The sequence below is a fragment of the Methylomonas sp. LL1 genome (assembly GCF_015711015.1).
In the GTDB taxonomy this organism is placed as follows: Bacteria; Pseudomonadota; Gammaproteobacteria; order Methylococcales; family Methylomonadaceae; genus Methylomonas.
On sequence record NZ_CP064653.1, the window covers coordinates 506,281 to 523,262 of the forward strand.

The 16,982-nt window shown below is 53.5% G+C and carries 16 protein-coding genes; 4 read left to right on the plus strand and 12 right to left on the minus strand.

What is annotated here, in order from left to right:
* The first annotated feature begins 58 nt into the window (after positions 1–58).
* Entirely contained in the window at positions 59–958 is a 900-nt protein-coding gene (locus IVG45_RS02860; RefSeq protein WP_196434642.1) for an IS1595 family transposase, read from the plus strand.
* Positions 959–1,019: 61 nt separating this feature from the next.
* Here IVG45_RS02860 and IVG45_RS02865 read toward each other — a convergent pair whose 3' ends face one another.
* From IVG45_RS02865 to IVG45_RS02885, 5 genes are all read right to left on the minus strand, one after another.
* Positions 1,020–1,229, minus strand: a complete 210-nt coding sequence (locus IVG45_RS02865) for a dodecin (protein ID WP_196436391.1) — start codon at positions 1,227–1,229, stop codon at positions 1,020–1,022.
* A 15-nt stretch (positions 1,230–1,244) separates the two neighbouring features.
* A complete protein-coding gene (gene thiE / locus IVG45_RS02870; protein WP_196436392.1) occupies positions 1,245–1,862 on the minus strand; it encodes a thiamine phosphate synthase in 618 nt (205 codons plus the stop codon).
* Entirely contained in the window at positions 1,859–2,644 is a 786-nt protein-coding gene (gene thiD, locus IVG45_RS02875) for a bifunctional hydroxymethylpyrimidine kinase/phosphomethylpyrimidine kinase (protein ID WP_196436393.1), read from the minus strand. Before thiD ends, thiE begins: the two co-directional genes overlap by 4 nt.
* Positions 2,641–4,596, minus strand: coding sequence for a BRCT domain-containing protein (locus IVG45_RS02880; protein ID WP_196436394.1), 1,956 nt, complete (start codon positions 4,594–4,596; stop codon positions 2,641–2,643). Before IVG45_RS02880 ends, thiD begins: the two co-directional genes overlap by 4 nt.
* A gap of 199 nt (positions 4,597–4,795) precedes the next feature.
* On the minus strand, positions 4,796–5,281 hold the full coding sequence (locus IVG45_RS02885) for a transcriptional repressor (protein WP_196436395.1): 486 nt from the start codon (positions 5,279–5,281) through the stop codon (positions 4,796–4,798).
* 243 nt (positions 5,282–5,524) lie between these two features.
* Here IVG45_RS02885 and IVG45_RS02890 point away from each other — a divergent pair, with 243 nt between their 5' ends.
* Positions 5,525–6,763, plus strand: coding sequence for a diguanylate cyclase domain-containing protein (locus IVG45_RS02890; RefSeq protein WP_196436396.1), 1,239 nt, complete (start codon positions 5,525–5,527; stop codon positions 6,761–6,763).
* 78 nt (positions 6,764–6,841) lie between these two features.
* Here the strand turns inward: IVG45_RS02890 and ppdK are convergent, their stop codons facing one another.
* Positions 6,842–9,577, minus strand: a complete 2,736-nt coding sequence (ppdK, locus tag IVG45_RS02895; RefSeq protein ID WP_196436397.1) for a pyruvate, phosphate dikinase — start codon at positions 9,575–9,577, stop codon at positions 6,842–6,844.
* Between the two features lie 470 nt (positions 9,578–10,047).
* Here ppdK and IVG45_RS02900 point away from each other — a divergent pair, with 470 nt between their 5' ends.
* Positions 10,048–10,470: a hypothetical protein gene (locus IVG45_RS02900; RefSeq protein ID WP_196436398.1), complete on the plus strand. Its 423-nt coding sequence runs from the start codon at positions 10,048–10,050 to the stop codon at positions 10,468–10,470.
* Positions 10,467–11,756, plus strand: coding sequence for a group II intron reverse transcriptase/maturase (ltrA, locus tag IVG45_RS02905; protein WP_196436399.1), 1,290 nt, complete (start codon positions 10,467–10,469; stop codon positions 11,754–11,756). The genes IVG45_RS02900 and ltrA overlap by 4 nt, the downstream gene beginning before the upstream one ends.
* Positions 11,757–11,770: 14 nt before the next feature.
* On the opposite strand, the gene IVG45_RS02910 is transcribed toward ltrA, so the two are convergent.
* From IVG45_RS02910 to IVG45_RS02935, 6 genes are all read right to left on the minus strand, one after another.
* A complete protein-coding gene (locus IVG45_RS02910; RefSeq protein ID WP_196436400.1) occupies positions 11,771–12,364 on the minus strand; it encodes a hypothetical protein in 594 nt (197 codons plus the stop codon).
* A gap of 47 nt (positions 12,365–12,411) precedes the next feature.
* Positions 12,412–12,951, minus strand: coding sequence for a hypothetical protein (locus IVG45_RS02915; RefSeq protein ID WP_196436401.1), 540 nt, complete (start codon positions 12,949–12,951; stop codon positions 12,412–12,414).
* An 80-nt stretch (positions 12,952–13,031) separates the two neighbouring features.
* Positions 13,032–13,286, minus strand: a complete 255-nt coding sequence (locus IVG45_RS02920; RefSeq protein WP_196436402.1) for a hypothetical protein — start codon at positions 13,284–13,286, stop codon at positions 13,032–13,034.
* Between the two features lie 62 nt (positions 13,287–13,348).
* Positions 13,349–13,666 carry a hypothetical protein gene (locus IVG45_RS02925; protein WP_196436403.1) on the minus strand — a complete coding sequence of 106 codons (318 nt, stop codon included), beginning with the start codon at positions 13,664–13,666 and terminating at the stop codon, positions 13,349–13,351.
* A 311-nt stretch (positions 13,667–13,977) separates the two neighbouring features.
* Positions 13,978–16,149 (minus strand): YgiQ family radical SAM protein, encoded by a 2,172-nt coding sequence (locus tag IVG45_RS02930; RefSeq protein ID WP_196436404.1) that lies wholly within the window; start codon positions 16,147–16,149, stop codon positions 13,978–13,980.
* A complete protein-coding gene (locus IVG45_RS02935; RefSeq protein ID WP_196436405.1) occupies positions 16,146–16,949 on the minus strand; it encodes a spermine synthase in 804 nt (267 codons plus the stop codon). The genes IVG45_RS02930 and IVG45_RS02935 overlap by 4 nt, the downstream gene beginning before the upstream one ends.
* Between the last annotated feature and the right edge of the window lie 33 nt (positions 16,950–16,982).

The window sequence follows — 16,982 nt, forward strand, 5'->3', positions numbered from 1 at the left end:
ATGAACTTACCACAGGTTACCCGATCTGAATTTTAGTGGGATATTCTGGAGAGCGGTCATGCAAGCAAAGATCACGAGTTTTTGGGAGTGGCAACAGCACTTTGCCGATGAAAAAAGTTGTCTTCAAGCCATCATCAACCTCAGGTGGCCTGAAGGGTTTTGCTGTCCACGCTGTGGCCATCAGAAAGGTTGGTTGCTCCAGACACGACATGTCTACGAATGTGCAGTTTGTCATCATCACACATCGGTGACAGCCGGCACCTTGTTTCACAACACCAAATTACCGCTCGTGAAATGGTTTTGGAGTCTTTATTGGGTATCGTCGGACAAGGGTAGTATCTCCGCATTGCGGCTGACCAAACTAATTGGTGTTTCCTGGCTGACGGCGCAACGGCTGTTGAGAAAATTACGCACGGCCATGGGTGATCAGAATAATCTGTACAAACTAAGCGGCATTATCGAATTCGATGATGCCTTTATCGGCGGCAAACGTGCCGGTAAACGCGGGCGAGGCGCCGCCGGTAAAACCACTATTTTAGTGGCTTGCGAACATAATGATGGTAAGCCCGGCTTTGTGGCTATGAAGGTGGTTGAGCAGGTGACGCACGAGAGTGTTAGAGCATTCGCCCAACAAACGCTTGCCCCAGGCCAAACCCTGCATACCGATGCGCTGGCTGCGCTCAATGTGCTGGCCGAGGAACATCACCATATCGCCAAGGTAACCCCTCCTGAAATGGCGAGTGAATGGTTACCTTGGGTTCATGTGGTCATCAGTAACCTTAAAAGCTATTTGCTGGGTACTTACCATGGTGTGTCAGGTAACTATGTACAGGAATATCTCGACGAATTTTGCTATCGGTTGAATCGACGATTTTGGGAAAACCAGATTCCTAACCGATTACTCACGCTATGCGTCACACATGACCCGGTATTTCTTCAACCTGCAACTTGTTCATAGCCATTATTAATTATTCGCACTGTGTGGATAATCCGTACCTACACCGAATAGTGATTCTGATTCAATCGGTCAAGGTATAACCTACCTTGATCGTTACCTGCCAATGCGCTACCTTGCCATTCTCGATATGGCCTCGGGTTTCCACCACCTCGAACCAGCGCATGTTTTTGATGGTTTCACCGGCTTTGGCGATGGCATTTTCGATGGCTTGCTGGATACCGGCGCAAGACGAGCCGGTTAGTTCGATTTTTTGATAGACATGTTCCGACATAACGATTTCCTCGGATTAAGGGTTAAACAAGGCTTGGTAGGCGCGGGCCGAGACTTCCGGCTCGTGGTCGAAGATACCGCCTATCACCGCCAGCAAGTCTGCACCTGCCGCGATTAACTGTCCACCGTTTTCCGGCAGAATACCGCCGATGGCGACAATGGGAAGATTCAATTGCTGTTTGGCCCGAGTCAACGTGGCGGTGTCGGCGGGTAGGGCCAAGGGTTTGGAATCTGACGGGAAGAAGCGGCCAAAGGCGACATAATCAGCACCATGGTTCGCCGCCGCGCGGGCTTTTTGTATATCGTTATAGCACGATACGCCGATGATCGCAGCAGGCCCTAGGCGATGCCTGGCGTCGGCAAGTTCGCCGTCATCCTTGCCCAGATGCACGCCATCGGCACCGACGGTTAACGCCAGTTCCACGCTATCGTTGATCAATAAGGGTACTTGATAGGCATGGCAGGCGGTTAATAAGCAACTGGCCAGCGCTACCGCATCAATAGGATTTTTGTCGCGGTATTGAACCACCACCGCGCCGCCTTTCAAGGCCGCTTCAACCTCGGATAAGACTTGGGCCATGGTTTTGTTTTCGGGCTGGGTGATGGCGTACAAGCCACGTTCGGGAAACCTCATGTATCCATCCAAAACAAACGGTTGGGATTATGCTGGCCTCGTCCTGGCAAATAGGCGGCGGCCAAGGCTTGCCAGGTGTATTCCTGGGCTTCGTTGACGGCGGTAAACATATCCAAGCCTTGAGCGAGCAAGGCGGCGGCGGCGCTGGCGAGGGTGCAGCCGGAACCGTGATAACTGTTTGGCAGACGCTCCCAGGTAAAGGTTTCGTTCAAGTCATCGGGCATGAATAAGCGGTTGTGCACTTGTTCCGAGTCTTCATGGGTGCCGGTGATCAGCACATAGTCGGCGCCTTTAGCTCGCAAGCTTTGGCCGCAGTCGGTTATGTCTTGTGAATCCGCAAGACGGCGGGCTTCCTGGCTATTGGGTGTCAGTAGCGTCGTCAGTGGCAGAAGATGTTCCACGACGGATTCCAGCAAGCGTTGTCCGCCCAGTTCGGTGCCGCCGCCCGCCGCCAGCACCGGGTCCAGCACTACGGGAATGCCGGGGCATTGCCGTAATATTCGGCTAAGTACTTGCGCGGTTTCATGGTGTCCGATTAGACCGATCTTGATCGCGGCGATGCTGAAATCGCCGAGCAGAGTTTCGGTCTGACGCAGGATGTCGTCGGCTTGTTGCGGAATCAACTTTTTGACATTACGGCTATCTTGCTCGGTCAGCGCGGTAATGATGCTGGCGGCATGGCAGCGGTGGCTAACGATAGTTTCGATGTCGGCTTGCACGCCGGCACCGCCGCTGGGATCGTGGCCGGAAAAACATAGCACGATGGGGCGGGTTGGATTCATGCGCTATTCCCATTCAGCAGTTGCAAAAATTCTTGTTCGCTGATGATGTCGACGCCCTTGTCGCGGGCCGCATTCAGCTTATTGGCGCCGACATTGTCGCCCGCCACCAGATAGTCGGTTTTGGCCGACACCGAAGCACCGACTTTCGCGCCCTTGGCTTTGGCTTGTTTGCTGAGTTCGTCGCGGCTGCCGCTGTGCAAGGTGCCGGTAAATACCAGGGACTTGCCGGCCAAGGGATGCGATACATCGCTTAGTGGGTTTTGGCTGGCTTGTAGATTGAACCCCAGTGCCAGCAAAATCTCGAACAGCGGCTTGATGTTGGCGAAACCTTCGGTAATGACGACGGCGGTTTTTTCGGCAAAGCCTTCGATGGCGATGATGTCGGCTTCGGTCAGCGTGAAGATGTCAATCAAGGCGTGATGTTTTAGTAGCCGTTCGCAATTGCCCAAACCCATCCGGAATACGCCAAATGCCGCCAAAAAGCGCCAGTCCTCCACCGCTTCGTTGCGGCTGCGCGCTAACTGATCGACCAGATTTTGCGATTGCTTGGGGCCGAAGCCCATGCTTTCGAATTGCTCGCCGGTCAGCGCATAGATTTCGTCGACCCGGCGTATGCCGTATTCGTACAGTTTCTTGATGGTGGCCGCGCCGAAACCGTCGTTGTTTTTCAACACACGGAAAAAATGTTCCATGCTGTTGCTGATTTGGGCCGGGCAGGCCAGGTTATTCGGGCAAATCAGAAAGTCGTTGTCCCAGACCAATTCGTGATTGCAGCTGGGGCAGTGGCTAGGCACTTGCGGTTCGGCGGGGCGAATCACCGATTCGATTTTGGGAATGACTTCGCCGGAGCGGGCCAATTGGATGATCGCGCCGGGACCTATGCCTTTGTCGACCACCATTTTGTAATGATGAGCCGTGGCTCTGGACAACAAGGCGCCGCTGAGCCGGACCGGTTCCAGTTCGGCCACCGGCGTGATCCGGCCCGAACGCGAGGTCTGCGGCGTTACATTCAATACCCGGACCTCGGCGGTTTGCAGATTTTCCTTGTAGGCCAGCTGCCAGCGGTGATGATGGCGAGTGGCGCCCATCCGGGTTTTCAGTTCGTCATCGACGATTTCCAGGATCACGCCGTCGACATCGTAATCGAGCTGGTGCCAGATGGTTTTGACGATATGTTCGAAGTCGCCGATCAGGTCTTGCCACGGACCTGTCCAGCAAGGCAGCAGGGCAAACGGATAAAATACCGCCGCATGCTCCTTGATGGCCCGTTCGGCGTGTTCGTCCAGTTGTTTTTCCTTGATGACGCTGGCCTGAAAGTTACGGGCGTTGTCGAAAATATCGGCCAGATTTTTGTCGAAATAACTGCGGGATACCACGATTTCACCCGGACCCAGCCCGCGCCGGCCTTGATTGGCTACTTGCAAGCCGCGCTCGAAGACCCGGCTGATGTCCTGGCCCTTGCGGCCATCGCCACGGGTATACAGCATTTCGCCATCGTCGTAGGCGGCATAGCCGTCCAGCTTGGGCGTGACTTTGAATATCAGTTCGGCGAAGTTTTTGCCAAATTCGGTCGCGGCTTTTTCGATGCGGCCGGCCCAGCGTTCGATCTCTTCCAGCGTATAGGCCTTGTCGGTGGACAACATGATGACCGGCAAGTCCACGGTCTTGCCGGCAAAAGCCGGTTCTGGTTCCACCGAGTGCAGCAGTGGGTGGCCGGGATTGCGATTCTTAAGCTCGGCCAGATAGACAAAGTCGTAATCCGCGTCGCTGATGGCGGCTTCGCCGCCGCGATATAAGGCGTTGGCAATTTGTAAAAAACGCACCAACTCAGCATCGTCGGCGGAAACGATCAGGTCGGGATGTTGGCGTAATTGGCAAAAACGCTGTTCGCTAAGCGTGTCAAAGTCGAGACCGGCTTGCGAAACGAGGGTTTTCTGGTGGGCGGTAAGCATAATAGGCCGGACAAAATCAATTAAGCCGGGGATTATAGATAAAAAAAGGGCGGGGGAGAAACCTCACCCGCCCAAAGACCTATCTTTCAAGAGGATCATGTCAACGGTAGGAAAGCAATCGACATGGGTTGTATTCTAGGGGCATTCGCTTGCTTGATATTGATTTAGGTCAATGTTTATAAGGATTTCGTAATGGGCCTTATTCGGCTTGGCAGCTATTGCATAAGCCGTGAATTTCGATGGTTTTGCGTTGCGGGCTGAAAGTGGCGTTGCGCATTTCTTCGGCCAGCGCGACAAACACATTCGGCGCGGCCCGTTCTTCAACGTTGTGGCAGGCGGTGCAGATCAGTAATAATTGATCATGTTGGGTACCGGAACTACGGCAACCGACAAACGCGTTCAAGCTTTCGACCCGGTGAATCAGGCCTTGCTCTAGCAAAAAATCCAGGGCGCGATATACGGTCGACGGTTTGGCGGCATCGTTGATGGGGCGGATTTGGTCGAGCAAATCATAGGCTTTGATGGCTCTATGGCTATTCCAAATCAATTCCAGGATTTTATGGCGTATCGGCGTTAACAGCACGCCACGGCGAGTGCATAGCTGTTCCGCGGCGGAAATCGCATTGTGTATGCATTGGTTGTGATCGTGTTCGATAGGGTGGGGCGTTGTCGGGTTGTCTGTCATTTCAAAAGAGTGATCAAGTTCATCTATTATGCAAGCATACCTGTTTATAGTTGCCGCACAAAAGAATTATGAAGTTCATAAAAGCTGATTGAAGAATATTTCTTGAAATTGCTTGTAATTGTCTGATATTGATTATAATCAGTCAGGCAAGTCTAGAAACTAATTTGTGGCTGTTGTATCGGGACGGCTTCACTGATGTTCATTGTGGGCAGTGTAAATCAACGGCTAATAGCAAGGATCTGAATGAAAACAGGCGGCTTCCTGATCTTTACGGCGTTCTGGCTGATGATGATCGGCGTTTCATTTTATCAGCAGGTTGCTGAAGATAAACAATACGGTCATAAAATCGCCTACAAACAAGCCGAAATGTTTTTTCAGCATATTGTGCTAATGCGGCAATGGAATGGCCAACATGGCGGCGTTTACGTGCCAGTAACCGAGCAGAATCAGCCTAATCCCTATCTGAACGTGCCAAACCGGGACATATTGACCCCGGACGGTATGCAGTTGACCCTGATCAACCCGGCTTATATGACTCGGCAACTGGCTGAAATGGAACGGAATCAATCGGGTATCCGCTTTCACATCACCAGTCTGAAGCCAATTCGGCCCGAAAATAAGGCCGATGCCTGGGAAGTCACGGCGCTGAAGGCTTTTGAAAAAGGCCAGGACCATTTTAACGAACTGAGCGCTATCAATGGCCAGCCTTTTTATCGTTACATGGCGCCGTTGATACTGGAGCAAGATTGTTTGAAATGCCATGGAGGAGACGGCGGCAAGGTTGGCGATCCGCGCGGGGGTATCAGCGTTAGCATACCCGCCGCCAATATCGATAATTTTCTGGCCGAGAGGTTGGAGAATCTGAAAAATTCTCATCTGTTGATCGCGGCCACCGGTTTAGTCGCGTTGCTGTTTGCTTATTGGGCACAGTCGAAACTGAATAAGCGGCTGACCAAGGCCAAAAGCCATCTGCAACTGGCCTATCTTGACGCATTGACCCTGCTCCCTAACCGGCGCTATTACGACGCTTTCTTGCGGCGAGAATGGAAGCGGGCCACGCGCCATCATTATCCACTGTCAATGATCATGATAGACATCGATTTTTTCAAGGCGTACAACGATAATCTGGGGCATGTAGAAGGCGATCAATGCCTGAGACAGGTGGCGCGTACTCTGAGACGTTACTTCAGGCGATCCGGCGATTTGATAGCCCGCTATGGCGGCGAGGAATTTTGCGTGGTGGCGGCTTGCGATTCGGTCCAAATCATGCAGTTGGCCGAGATTCTACGGATGGCGGTGGAAACCATGAAATTACCCCATCCCGATTCCAAGGTTTCTCAATTTGTAACCATTAGCTTGGGCGTAGCTACGGTGATTCCGAAGGGAGCCATGGAGTGCGGCGATTTATTGCTGCACGCCGATCAAGCGTTGTATGCGGCTAAACACTCGGGTAGAAACCGGGTGGCAAAATATCAAGGGTAATATTGGCCGCTGATCGAGCCGGCACAGCCCGAATGCGATGCCCGCTAGGGCTTGAGATTGGCGGGCATCGCGGCCGGATTATTTCGCTTCCAACAGTTTGGCGTGCGCGGCAGCCAAGCGAGCTACCGGAATTCTAGGCGCCGAGCAGGATACATAGTTCAGTCCTAGGCCATGCACGAAGTGAATTGAACGCGGATGGCCGCCGTGTTCGCCGCAAATACCCACTTTCAAATCCGGGCGTTGCTCCCGGCCCAATTCAACAGCCATTTTCATCAATTTGCCCAAACCTTGAACGTCCAGGGTTTCGAACGGATTATCCTGCAGCAGACCGGAATCTTCATACAGCGGTAAAAACTTGTTTTCCGCATCTTCGCGTGAAAACGAGAAGGTGGCCTGAGTCAGGTCGTTGGTGCCGAATGAAAAGAACGCGGCAATTTTGGCCAAATGATCGGCCCGGGTACATGCGCGTACCGTTTCTATCATGGTGCCGAATTTAAAATTGAGGCTGAGTTTGTATTGGGCTTCGACTTCAGCCTGAATCTCATCGACAAACTGTTTGACCTTTTTCAGCTCCTGCGCTGTGATGACCTGCGGCACCATGATTTCAGGCTCGACCGGGATGCGTTGTTTGACGCAACGGGCGGCCGCTTCCAGAATCGAGCGGATTTGCATCTTGTAGATTTCGGGATAGCTCATGCCCAGACGCACGCCGCGATGGCCCAGCATCGGATTGACTTCGTACAGTTCGAGTACCTTGTCCAGCATCATCTCCTTCTTGGCAATGGCTTCCAGAATCACTTCTTCGTTGAGCAAATTGAAGGGAGCGGGCAGTTCCGCGTGACCATGGATGGTTTCCAGGGTGACACGCTGGCCCTTGACGATGGTCAGGTAATGTTTCAACGAATTGATTTCATCCAGTAACTGATGCTCGTTCGGTAAAAACTCGTGCATCGGCGGATCGAGCAAGCGCACGGTTACCGGATGCGGCGACATGGCTTCGAAAAGTTGCTGGAAGTCGTCGCGTTGAATCGGGAACAGTTTCGCCAACGCCGCCTCGCGTTCGTCGGTGTTATGGGCCAGGATCATATCGATCACCAGCGGCAACCGATCTACCGCATTGAACATGCGTTCGGTGCGGCACAAACCTATGCCCTTGGCGCCGTATTCGGCGGCCAGACGGGCCATGGCCGGAGTGTCGGCGTTGGCATGCACGCGGAGGCGGGCGGTGTCGTCGGCCCAACTCAGCAGGGTTTTCAGGTCTTGGGAAAACGAAGGCTTAATGGTCGGGATGCGGCCTAGATAAATGTTGCCAGTGCCGCCGTCGATGGTGATCAGATCGCCTTCCTTGATGTGGATGTCGCCGACGATGGCTTGACGGGCGCGGACATCGACCCAGATGTCTTCGGCACCGGCGACACAGGCTTTGCCCATCCCGCGCGCCACGACCGCCGCATGCGAAGTCTTGCCGCCGCGGCTAGTCAGGATGCCTTGGGCGGCGAAAAAGCCGTGAATGTCTTCCGGTTTGGTTTCCTCGCGCAACAGAATCAGCTCTTCGCCGGTTTTACCCAGACGTACCGCGGTATCGGCATCGAACACGCATTTACCGCAGGCCGCGCCGGGCGAGGCCGGCAAGCCTTGCGCCAAGGGTTTTTGACCATGGTCGGCGGTGAGTTGCGGATGCAGCAATTGTTCCAATAATTCGGGATTGATACGCAGCAAGGCCCTTTCCTTGCTGATCAGGCCTTCCTTAACCATATCGATCGAGGTTTTTACCATCGCCGCCGCGTTCATTTTGCCGTTGCGGGTTTGCAGGCAATACAGCACGCCACGTTCGATGGTGTATTCGTAATCTTGCACTTCCTGGTAATGCGCTTCCAGTTTGTTGCGCAGTTCCACCAATTGCCGGTATTGTTCGGGCATTTCCTTGGCCATTTCATGCACCGGTTTCGGGGTGCGGATGCCGGCTACCACGTCCTCGCCCTGGGCGTTGACCAAGTATTCGCCGTACATTTCATTGTCGCCGGTACCGGGATTGCGGGTAAAGCCGACGCCGGTGGCGCAATCGTCGCCCATGTTGCCGAACACCATGGTGACGATGTTGACGGCGGTACCGTTGGCGACTTCCGGCGTGATATGGAATTCGCGGCGATAATCGACCGCGCGCCGACCCAGCCAGGAGTTGAATACTGCCTTGATGGCAATTTCCAGTTGCTCATAGACATCTTCCGGAAACGGCCGGCCGGTTTCTTCATGGACCACTTGCAGAAATAGCTCACTGATCTCCTGCAGTTGATCGGCGCTCAACGCCACATCGGCCTTGATGCCGGCATTGCGCTTGACTTCATGGAAATGCAGGTCGAATTTTTCATCGTCGATACCCAGCGCCACCTTGCCGAACAATTGAATAAAGCGCCGGTAGGCGTCATAGGCAAAGCGGGCGTCATCGGTCATTTCGATTAATGCCGCCAAGGTTTGCTTATTCAAGCCAAGGTTCAGAATAGTATCCATCATGCCCGGCATCGAAATGGCCGAACCGGAACGCACCGACACCAACAAAGGATCGCTGGCGCCGCCGAAATGTTTACCGGTGGTTTGTTCAATATCGGCGATTTGTTGGCGGACTTCGTCCATCAAATCAGGCGGGAGTTGCTTGTTTTCCAGATATTGCAGACAGGTAGCGGTAGTAATCACAAATCCGGGGGGCACGTTGAGCCCCATTTGCGTCATTTCGCAAAGGTTGGCACCCTTGCCGCCCAATAACGCCTTGTTTTTGCCGTCGCCTTTGTCAAATGAGAAGCTGTATTGTGGGTTCATTGCGTACCTTAAAATGTTGTGGAAAAGGTGGTTTGATTATAAACGCCCTTTAGATAATTGTTTTAGCTAGTTTACTGTGAAAGATGCATTCCACAGCCGGCGTCGGCTTCTTCGGTTGGTTATGTCTGAGGTGCCGCATGTGGGAATATTTCAATTAGTGATTGACCGGGAGACACCGAATCACAATCAACATACTCGTGTGCTGCGTCGTTGAGCATTCCGTCGAGCCCAAAATCGTGGCTTGGCCGATAGCCCGAAATTGTAGGAGACCGACGACCGCCACGCTCTGTGGGCAGGAAAGAGATTTCGGCCTCAATATCGGGAGGGCGGACGGTGATTGGCATGGTGCCTAACGCCGAGCTAAGGGGCGCGTAGCGAAGCGGAGCGTCCCTTTGAGCGACATGTGTACGCCCAGCATGGGCATGAACTTATGGGGTGTAAGTCCCCTGTCGGAGAATTCAACGTTAATCATGTTAGCGATCATAACGACCAGCCGAGGGCAAAGGCAAGACCGCGAGGGATTGTCTGAAGGAAGCCTAAGTGCAAAACGACGAGCCGACGAACAGAAATCGGATATAAGGCTGAGCAGCAGGGTCGAGTTGGCACAGGACAACGAAGGCCATGAATTCGCGCTGTACAGTAAATCCGGCGGTTGTGTCGTGACAGTTCATGTTCTTATCTGGGGAGATCTGAAACGCCAGCGGCTCGTGAAGAGCAGCGCGCCGCACAGCAATGTGAGGCGTGACGTTTCAGAAGTCAGCAGCGGTCATAGTAGCCTTGGCGGCGGGATTGCCGTCAGCGCGAAGGACCAAAGAAACAGGACAGGGCAGCGCCTTGCCAGACTCGGTGTTTACGCAGCCTGCGCCAAGCGGGAAGTGACTACCGGCGTATGACAACCGTGCAGGCCTTGGAACAACCTTTACTGGAAACCATCGTCGCCCGCGACAACCTGCAACGCGCCTGGAAGCGCGTGAAGGCGAACAAGGGCGCGGCTGGGGTTGACGCGATTGCCGTGTCGGATTTTCCTGCCTGGGCGCAACAACACTGGCCGATCATCAAGACCCAATTGATGAGCGGTGAGTATCAACCGCAAGCGGTCCGGCGGGTGTGGATACCCAAACCCAACGGCGATAAACGCCCGCTGGGCATACCCACGATCGCCGATCGCGTCATCCAGCAAGCCATCGCGCAACAACTTGCGCCGCACTTTGAGCGCGAGTTCAGCCGCAACAGCTACGGCTTCCGTCCGGGACGAAATGCCCACCAAGCCATCCGGCAAGTGCGAGACTACATCCGGGCGAAATACCGGATGGTGGTGGACATCGATTTGGCCGCCTTCTTCGACAACGTCAATCACGACGTGTTGATGCGGTTGCTCGGTCAACGCATCCGCGACAAGCGGGTGCTGCAACTGATCGGCCGTTATTTGCGCGCCGGCGTCATCGAAAACGGGCAGCGGCAAGCGACCATTAAGGGCGTTCCTCAAGGTGGTCCGCTATCGCCGTTGCTGGCCAATATCGTGTTGCACGAGCTGGACGTCTATCTGCATCAATGCGGCCACCGGTTTGCGCGTTACGCCGACGACTTTGTCATCTGCGTGCGCAGCCTGCGGGCGGCTCAACGGGTGCAGGCCAACGTCACAGGCTTTCTGGAACAGCGGTTGAAGCTGCACGTCAATCTCAACAAAAGCCGTATCTGTACCAGCAACGAATTGGAGTTTCTCGGGTTTTGCTTCCGAGGCAATAAAATCGTCTGGAGCGACAAGGTGCTACAGCGCTTCAAACATCGCATCAAACAGCTCACGGGGCGCTCGTGGGGCGTCAGTCTGGCTTATCGCTACCGCGAATTGCGCCGCTATATCGTGGGCTGGATGAACTACTTTGCGTTATCGGAATACTACCGGCCAATCCCCGAGCTGGACGAATGGCTACGGCGGCGCATGCGCTGTTGCTACTGGAAACAGTGGCGATGGCCGCGCACCAAGATTAGCCATCTGGTCAGTCTAGGCGTCAGTCTAAAGGAAGCGATCAAAACCGGCGTCAGCTCGAAAGGGCCCTACGCCATGTCGCGAACGCCAATTACGCAGATGGCGATGAACAACGAGTGGCTAAAAGCGCAGGGCTTGGTGTCGATCAAAGACCAGTGGGTACGTTTTCATTACCCTGTTTCAACCGCCTAGTGCGGACCCGCATGCTAGGTGGTGTGGGGAGGGCGGGAGAAAAACTCGCCCTTACCCGATTGGGCAGCAGTGGCGGCCGGCATAGGCGGCCTGCTTTCGTTACCCTTTACGACAGCAACTGCGATGGTTGCGACGATGTTTGCCACACCGACAAAAAAGACCAGCCACATTTGCCAACTTTTTGCGCTGACCTCTTGTGACGCAATCTTTGATTTGCGGATACGGTCAATGTGATCGAGCCCCCAACTCAACACGGCGACCTCTGATTTCGGAGAACCACGATTCGCCCGAAATTGACTGCGAAAGACATCTTTCTGGCTCAAGCCATCAATTACGCTCAAACGATTGGAATCGTCATCGATTTGTTTGATCCACGCAGGGAGGCGACTGCCTTTACGCATTGAAGCTTGCCACTCTTCAAGTTCGCCCGGAGGCGCGCCAAGACGAAACAGCTCTCTGCGCTTTAGGACAAGTCCTCGTACATCGAAGCTTGCATCCAAGCCGAGGCGCTCACGAATTCCTTCATGTGTGATTAAGTGATTTTCGTCGTTGCTGGTGAGAATCCAGACGGCGGAAATAAGATCGAGTTCTTCAAGATCGCATGCCATGAGCGGCTCACCTTTCTGATGCCCAACGTTAAATTAAGGGGCGCGCGTTAGCGCGTCCCGCTTGAATGGCGGGTTGGGCGTCCCTGCTGTGCCATTTTGATTTTTTGATGGAGCCGTTTTAAGTACATTCGTTCACGCCTATAAATCAGGAAAAAATAAAGTAAAAGAACAGCACCACAGCTAAAGAGTGCGGCAGCTATAACAATATGATTTAGAAGTGCAAGTGCAGGTATCCAAAACAACAATGGGCCCACCACCACAATGCCTTCAACATAACCTTTCATCGGTTTTCGGAGCGAGGCTAACGAAGAACTTGGCTTTTCAATAAGCTCCTCGACTCTTTGTACAAAACGCTCAAGTGAATAGTTAGCGTCACGGTCTTTTATTGAGAAGAAAATTGCATACTCATACTGCACCTCATCCCAAAATGCATTAAATCGTCGAAGTCCCTTGAAACTGTTATAAACACTTTTAGTCGCACCATCGGCTAGAAGAAAATCAAGAAAATGACTTTCGTCATACGGGGCGCCGGGTTCCTCCCTATGACTTTCATATAACTGCAAAACTTTCTCGCGGATATTAGGCATTAGTAATTTGTGCCCAACGTGAAGGTAAGGGGCTGCGCGTTAGCGCAGTCCCAGCCCGAAGGGCGAACTTGGCCGCAGGGTTAGGCATTTGCCGCAGGATCAATTTCAAGCTCTTCGGCAAAAAAGTCTGCCAACCACAGACTGGTCCCATCCGACAAACAGTTTTCGACGACGTACTTATCTGGCAAGCCCGTCGCACGCAGAACATCCACAACTGTGCCGTAATCCCCAATTCTTGGCGGACGCTGATTTACTCTCCAACCGTCATAGGCCTTTTCCTCTCCGAGGAGTTGCCTAATACGAACGCAAACGAACGGCTTGAACACAGAATTCATGTGATGCCTAACGCCAAACTAAGGGGCGCGTAGCGAAGCGGAGCGTCCCTTTGAGCGACGTGTTATAAGGGAAGTTTTTTAAATTCATAACTAGACGCCTCAATACTTAATATATCGCCTGTTTGCATTTCAATTTGAAAACGATTTTCTTCAAACCGAACTGCGTTAATACAGGATGACTCCCCCCATGGAGCATAGTGAGGAATTTCGATATTTGTAACGCCGTAAAAAATAAGCTCGCACGGTTCGGCCTTTAATTTCGGATTTAAGAATACATCTAACGCTAACGTAACTTGCTTTGGATACCAACAAACCTGTATCTCTTGCACGATTGCATCGTGCAGCGGAAGTGTATGAATATCCCACGCTACGCAGTTCATTTCATCTTATAACTATTGATTATCAGGCAAATCTGCCCGTATAACCTGATATTGACCTGCTTTTCAGGCACATCGGCATGCGTATTCGGAAAACTGGGCATATTTGCCTCGATAACTTGATATTAACCGGTAAATCAGGCAAGTTTGCCCGCGTATTTTTGCGCATCATCATAAACGCTAACACTGACATTGCAAACCTTGCGCCTTGGAATTACCTGTGTTCCATGCAACCGTAGGAACGAATGACCGTCATGCGTCCGATTACGCCACGCTAATCTACGCTATTTTATGCCAGTGGTATGCCAAACCGCTCAACGCCGCTTGTTTTTTTGTGCCTTAAACTTTTCGCCAGTATGCTTGGTGGCAAACGGTCGGCTTTTCGGCTGCTGTTTATCGTTAGGCTGATCGCCGGTCCTAGGTTGAAAACTGGGTATCAGATGCTGTTTGCCGTTGCCGATCAAATCGGCGCGGCCCATTTCTTTCAATGCCTCGCGCAGCAGCGGCCAGTTTTTCGGGTCGTGATAACGCAGAAACGCCTTGTGTAGTCTTCGTTGTCTGATGCCCTTGGGGATGGCGATGTCCGGACTGTTGCGCGCCACCTTGTGCAGGGTGTCTTTACCGGAATGGTACATCGCGGTGGCGATGGACATCGGCGACGGCAGGAAGGCCTGCACCTGATCGGCGCGGAAGCCGTTACGCTTCAGCCATAAGGCTAGATTTAACATATCCTTGTCTTCCGTGCCGGGATGAGCGGCTATGAAGTACGGGATCAGATACTGCTCCTTACCGGCTTCCTTGGAATACTTGTCGAACATCTGTTTGAATCGGTCGTAAGTACCCATGCCGGGTTTCATCATCTTCGATAGCGGCCCTTGCTCGGTGTGTTCCGGAGCGATCTTTAGATAGCCACCGACATGATGGGTGACCAGTTCCTTGACGTACTCGGGCGTTTCCACCGCGATGTCGTAACGCAGGCCGGAGGCGATGAAGATTTTTTTGATGCCCGGCAGCTTGCGGGCGCGCCGGTAAAGTTTGACCAGCGGCGTCTGATCGGTATTCAGATTGTGGCAGATGCCGGGATAGACGCAGGACGGCTTGCGGCACGATTCCTCTATCTTCGGGTCCTTGCAGGCCAATCGCCACATGTTGGCGGTCGGTCCGCCCAGATCGGAGATATGGCCGGTGAAGTTGGGCGAAGTATCGCGGATGGCTTCGATCTCGCGGATGATCGAATCTTCCGAGCGGTTCTGGATGATGCGGCCTTCGTGCTCGGTAATCGAACAAAAGCTGCAGCCGCCGAAGCAGCCGCGCATGATCAGCACCGAATGCTGGATCATCTCGAAAGCCGGGATATTGGCTTGGCCGTAGGCATGGTGCGGCAGCCGCGAATAAGGCAAATCGAAAACGCCGTCCATTTCCGGGGTCGTCAGCGGCAGCGGCGGCGGATTGATCCATACCTCGCGGTTGCCGTGGCGCTGAATCAAGGCTCGGGCATTGCCGGGGTTGGTTTCGCCGTGCATCACCCTCGAGGCATGGGCATATAGAATCGGATCGTCTTTCACTGCGTCGTAATCCGGCAGGCGGATCACGGTTTGGGTGCGCTGCTTGTTGGCGATGGGTTTGAACTGGATAACCGTTTCGCCAAAGGTTTGGCCGAATGAATTCGGCCCTACATTGATTTTATCTTCGGCGGCACGGGGTTCCGCGCCGTTATCACATGCCGGTTGTTCTTGATACGGATTGAGATGCGAAATCACCGCCCCCGGCTTGTCGATGTCGGTCGAATCCCTTTCCATCCAGCCCAGCGGAACCTGTTTGACGAAATGTGCCGTACCGCGGATGCCTTTCAGTTCGGCTATGGTTTCACCTTTCGCCAGCCGATGAGCAATCTCGACGACCTGGCGTTCACCATTACCGTAAACCAGCAAATCGGCCTTGGAATCCAGCAGAATCGATTTGCGCACCTTGTCCGACCAATAATCGTAATGGGCAATACGCCGCAGGCTGGCTTCGATGCCGCCGATGATAATGGGTACGTTTTTATAGGCTTCGCGGCAGCGGTGCGCGTAGACATTCACCGCCCGGTCCGGGCGTTTGCCGGCCGCGCCGTCGGCGGTATAGGCATCGTTGGAACGGATTTTCTTGTCGGAGGTATAGCGGTTGACCATCGAGTCCATATTGCCGCCGGTGACGCCGAAAAACAGCTTGGGCTGGCCGAGCTGTTTAAAGTCTTCGGCGCTGTGCCAGTCCGGCTGAGAGATGATGCCGACCCGAAACCCCTGGGCTTCCAGTACCCTCCCGACCACCGCCATGCCGAAACTGGGATGATCGACGTAGGCATCGCCGGTCACCAGGATGATGTCGCAGGCGTCCCAGCCCAGTAACTGCATTTCGGCCAGGCTCATCGGCAATTCCGGCGCGGGACCGAAACGGTGAGCCCAGTATTTTTTGTAGCCGAAGATATTCGGGGCGTTGTGGATCATTTAGTGATTACTCGGTTGATGACGCTGGTGTTACTGCGTTTAATGTCTTGCAGGAAGACGGGGAATTCCAATTGATACTGTTGCTCGAGATGTCTGGCTTTATCGATCAGGCTTTTCATGCTGGGTTTGGGGAATTGGTCGCCAAAGGCAAAGCCGATGATGTTGCCACGCCCGCGTACCGGTAAAAACAGGATGCGCCAGCCAAATACGCGTCCCATGTTCCAGGTGACTTGCTTGAACAGGTCTTTCTCCGTGCCCCACAAGTTGATCACCAGCAGACCGTTTTTGGCCAGTAAGGTTCGGCAGTGGTCGAAAAAAGTCAGGCTGCTGACTTCCGGTGCCATGCCGGCGTGATCGTAGGCGTCGATCATGATCAGATCGTGCAGTTCGCTATGTTCTCGGCTGTGCTGCCGGACATGCTGGGCACCGCAGCCTATCTTGATCTTCATGCGCGAATCGAACGGCAGGCCGAAATGGCTGCGGGCTACTTTCAACACGCTGCCGCGAAATTCGATGACCTTCAGCCGGCATTCGGGGAACTGGTGCAGCAGGAATTTGGCAATGGTGCCACCGCCCAGTCCTATCATCAGGACATCCCTGGGCGAGTCATGGAACAACAAGCCGGCCATCATGGCTCGTGCATACAAGGAGTGCAGGCGGTTGGGGTCGGACAACAACATGGTGCTTTGGCGGGAGTGCGAACCGAAATGCAAGGCCCTGACGCCTTCAGTTTCTACGATTTCGATGATGCCTTCATCATCGTGGCTTTGGTGCACAACCAGACCGTCATATTTATACATGCGATACGGCGAATGGTGGAAATGTTGCTATTT

Excerpts from the sequence above, each read along its gene's own strand:
- IVG45_RS02860 (WP_196434642.1), top strand. The coding sequence starts at position 59 with ATGCAAGCAAAGATCACGAGTTTTTGGGAGTGGCAACAGCACTTTGCC.
- IVG45_RS02865 (WP_196436391.1), bottom strand. The coding sequence starts at position 1,229 with ATGTCGGAACATGTCTATCAAAAAATCGAACTAACCGGCTCGTCTTGC.
- thiE (WP_196436392.1), bottom strand. The coding sequence starts at position 1,862 with ATGAGGTTTCCCGAACGTGGCTTGTACGCCATCACCCAGCCCGAAAAC.
- thiD (WP_196436393.1), bottom strand. The coding sequence starts at position 2,644 with ATGAATCCAACCCGCCCCATCGTGCTATGTTTTTCCGGCCACGATCCC.
- IVG45_RS02880 (WP_196436394.1), bottom strand. The coding sequence starts at position 4,596 with ATGCTTACCGCCCACCAGAAAACCCTCGTTTCGCAAGCCGGTCTCGAC.
- IVG45_RS02885 (WP_196436395.1), bottom strand. The coding sequence starts at position 5,281 with ATGACAGACAACCCGACAACGCCCCACCCTATCGAACACGATCACAAC.
- IVG45_RS02890 (WP_196436396.1), top strand. The coding sequence starts at position 5,525 with ATGAAAACAGGCGGCTTCCTGATCTTTACGGCGTTCTGGCTGATGATG.
- ppdK (WP_196436397.1), bottom strand. The coding sequence starts at position 9,577 with ATGAACCCACAATACAGCTTCTCATTTGACAAAGGCGACGGCAAAAAC.
- IVG45_RS02900 (WP_196436398.1), top strand. The coding sequence starts at position 10,048 with ATGTTAGCGATCATAACGACCAGCCGAGGGCAAAGGCAAGACCGCGAG.
- ltrA (WP_196436399.1), top strand. The coding sequence starts at position 10,467 with ATGACAACCGTGCAGGCCTTGGAACAACCTTTACTGGAAACCATCGTC.
- IVG45_RS02910 (WP_196436400.1), bottom strand. The coding sequence starts at position 12,364 with ATGGCATGCGATCTTGAAGAACTCGATCTTATTTCCGCCGTCTGGATT.
- IVG45_RS02915 (WP_196436401.1), bottom strand. The coding sequence starts at position 12,951 with ATGCCTAATATCCGCGAGAAAGTTTTGCAGTTATATGAAAGTCATAGG.
- IVG45_RS02920 (WP_196436402.1), bottom strand. The coding sequence starts at position 13,286 with ATGAATTCTGTGTTCAAGCCGTTCGTTTGCGTTCGTATTAGGCAACTC.
- IVG45_RS02925 (WP_196436403.1), bottom strand. The coding sequence starts at position 13,666 with ATGAACTGCGTAGCGTGGGATATTCATACACTTCCGCTGCACGATGCA.
- IVG45_RS02930 (WP_196436404.1), bottom strand. The coding sequence starts at position 16,149 with ATGATCCACAACGCCCCGAATATCTTCGGCTACAAAAAATACTGGGCT.
- IVG45_RS02935 (WP_196436405.1), bottom strand. The coding sequence starts at position 16,949 with ATGTATAAATATGACGGTCTGGTTGTGCACCAAAGCCACGATGATGAA.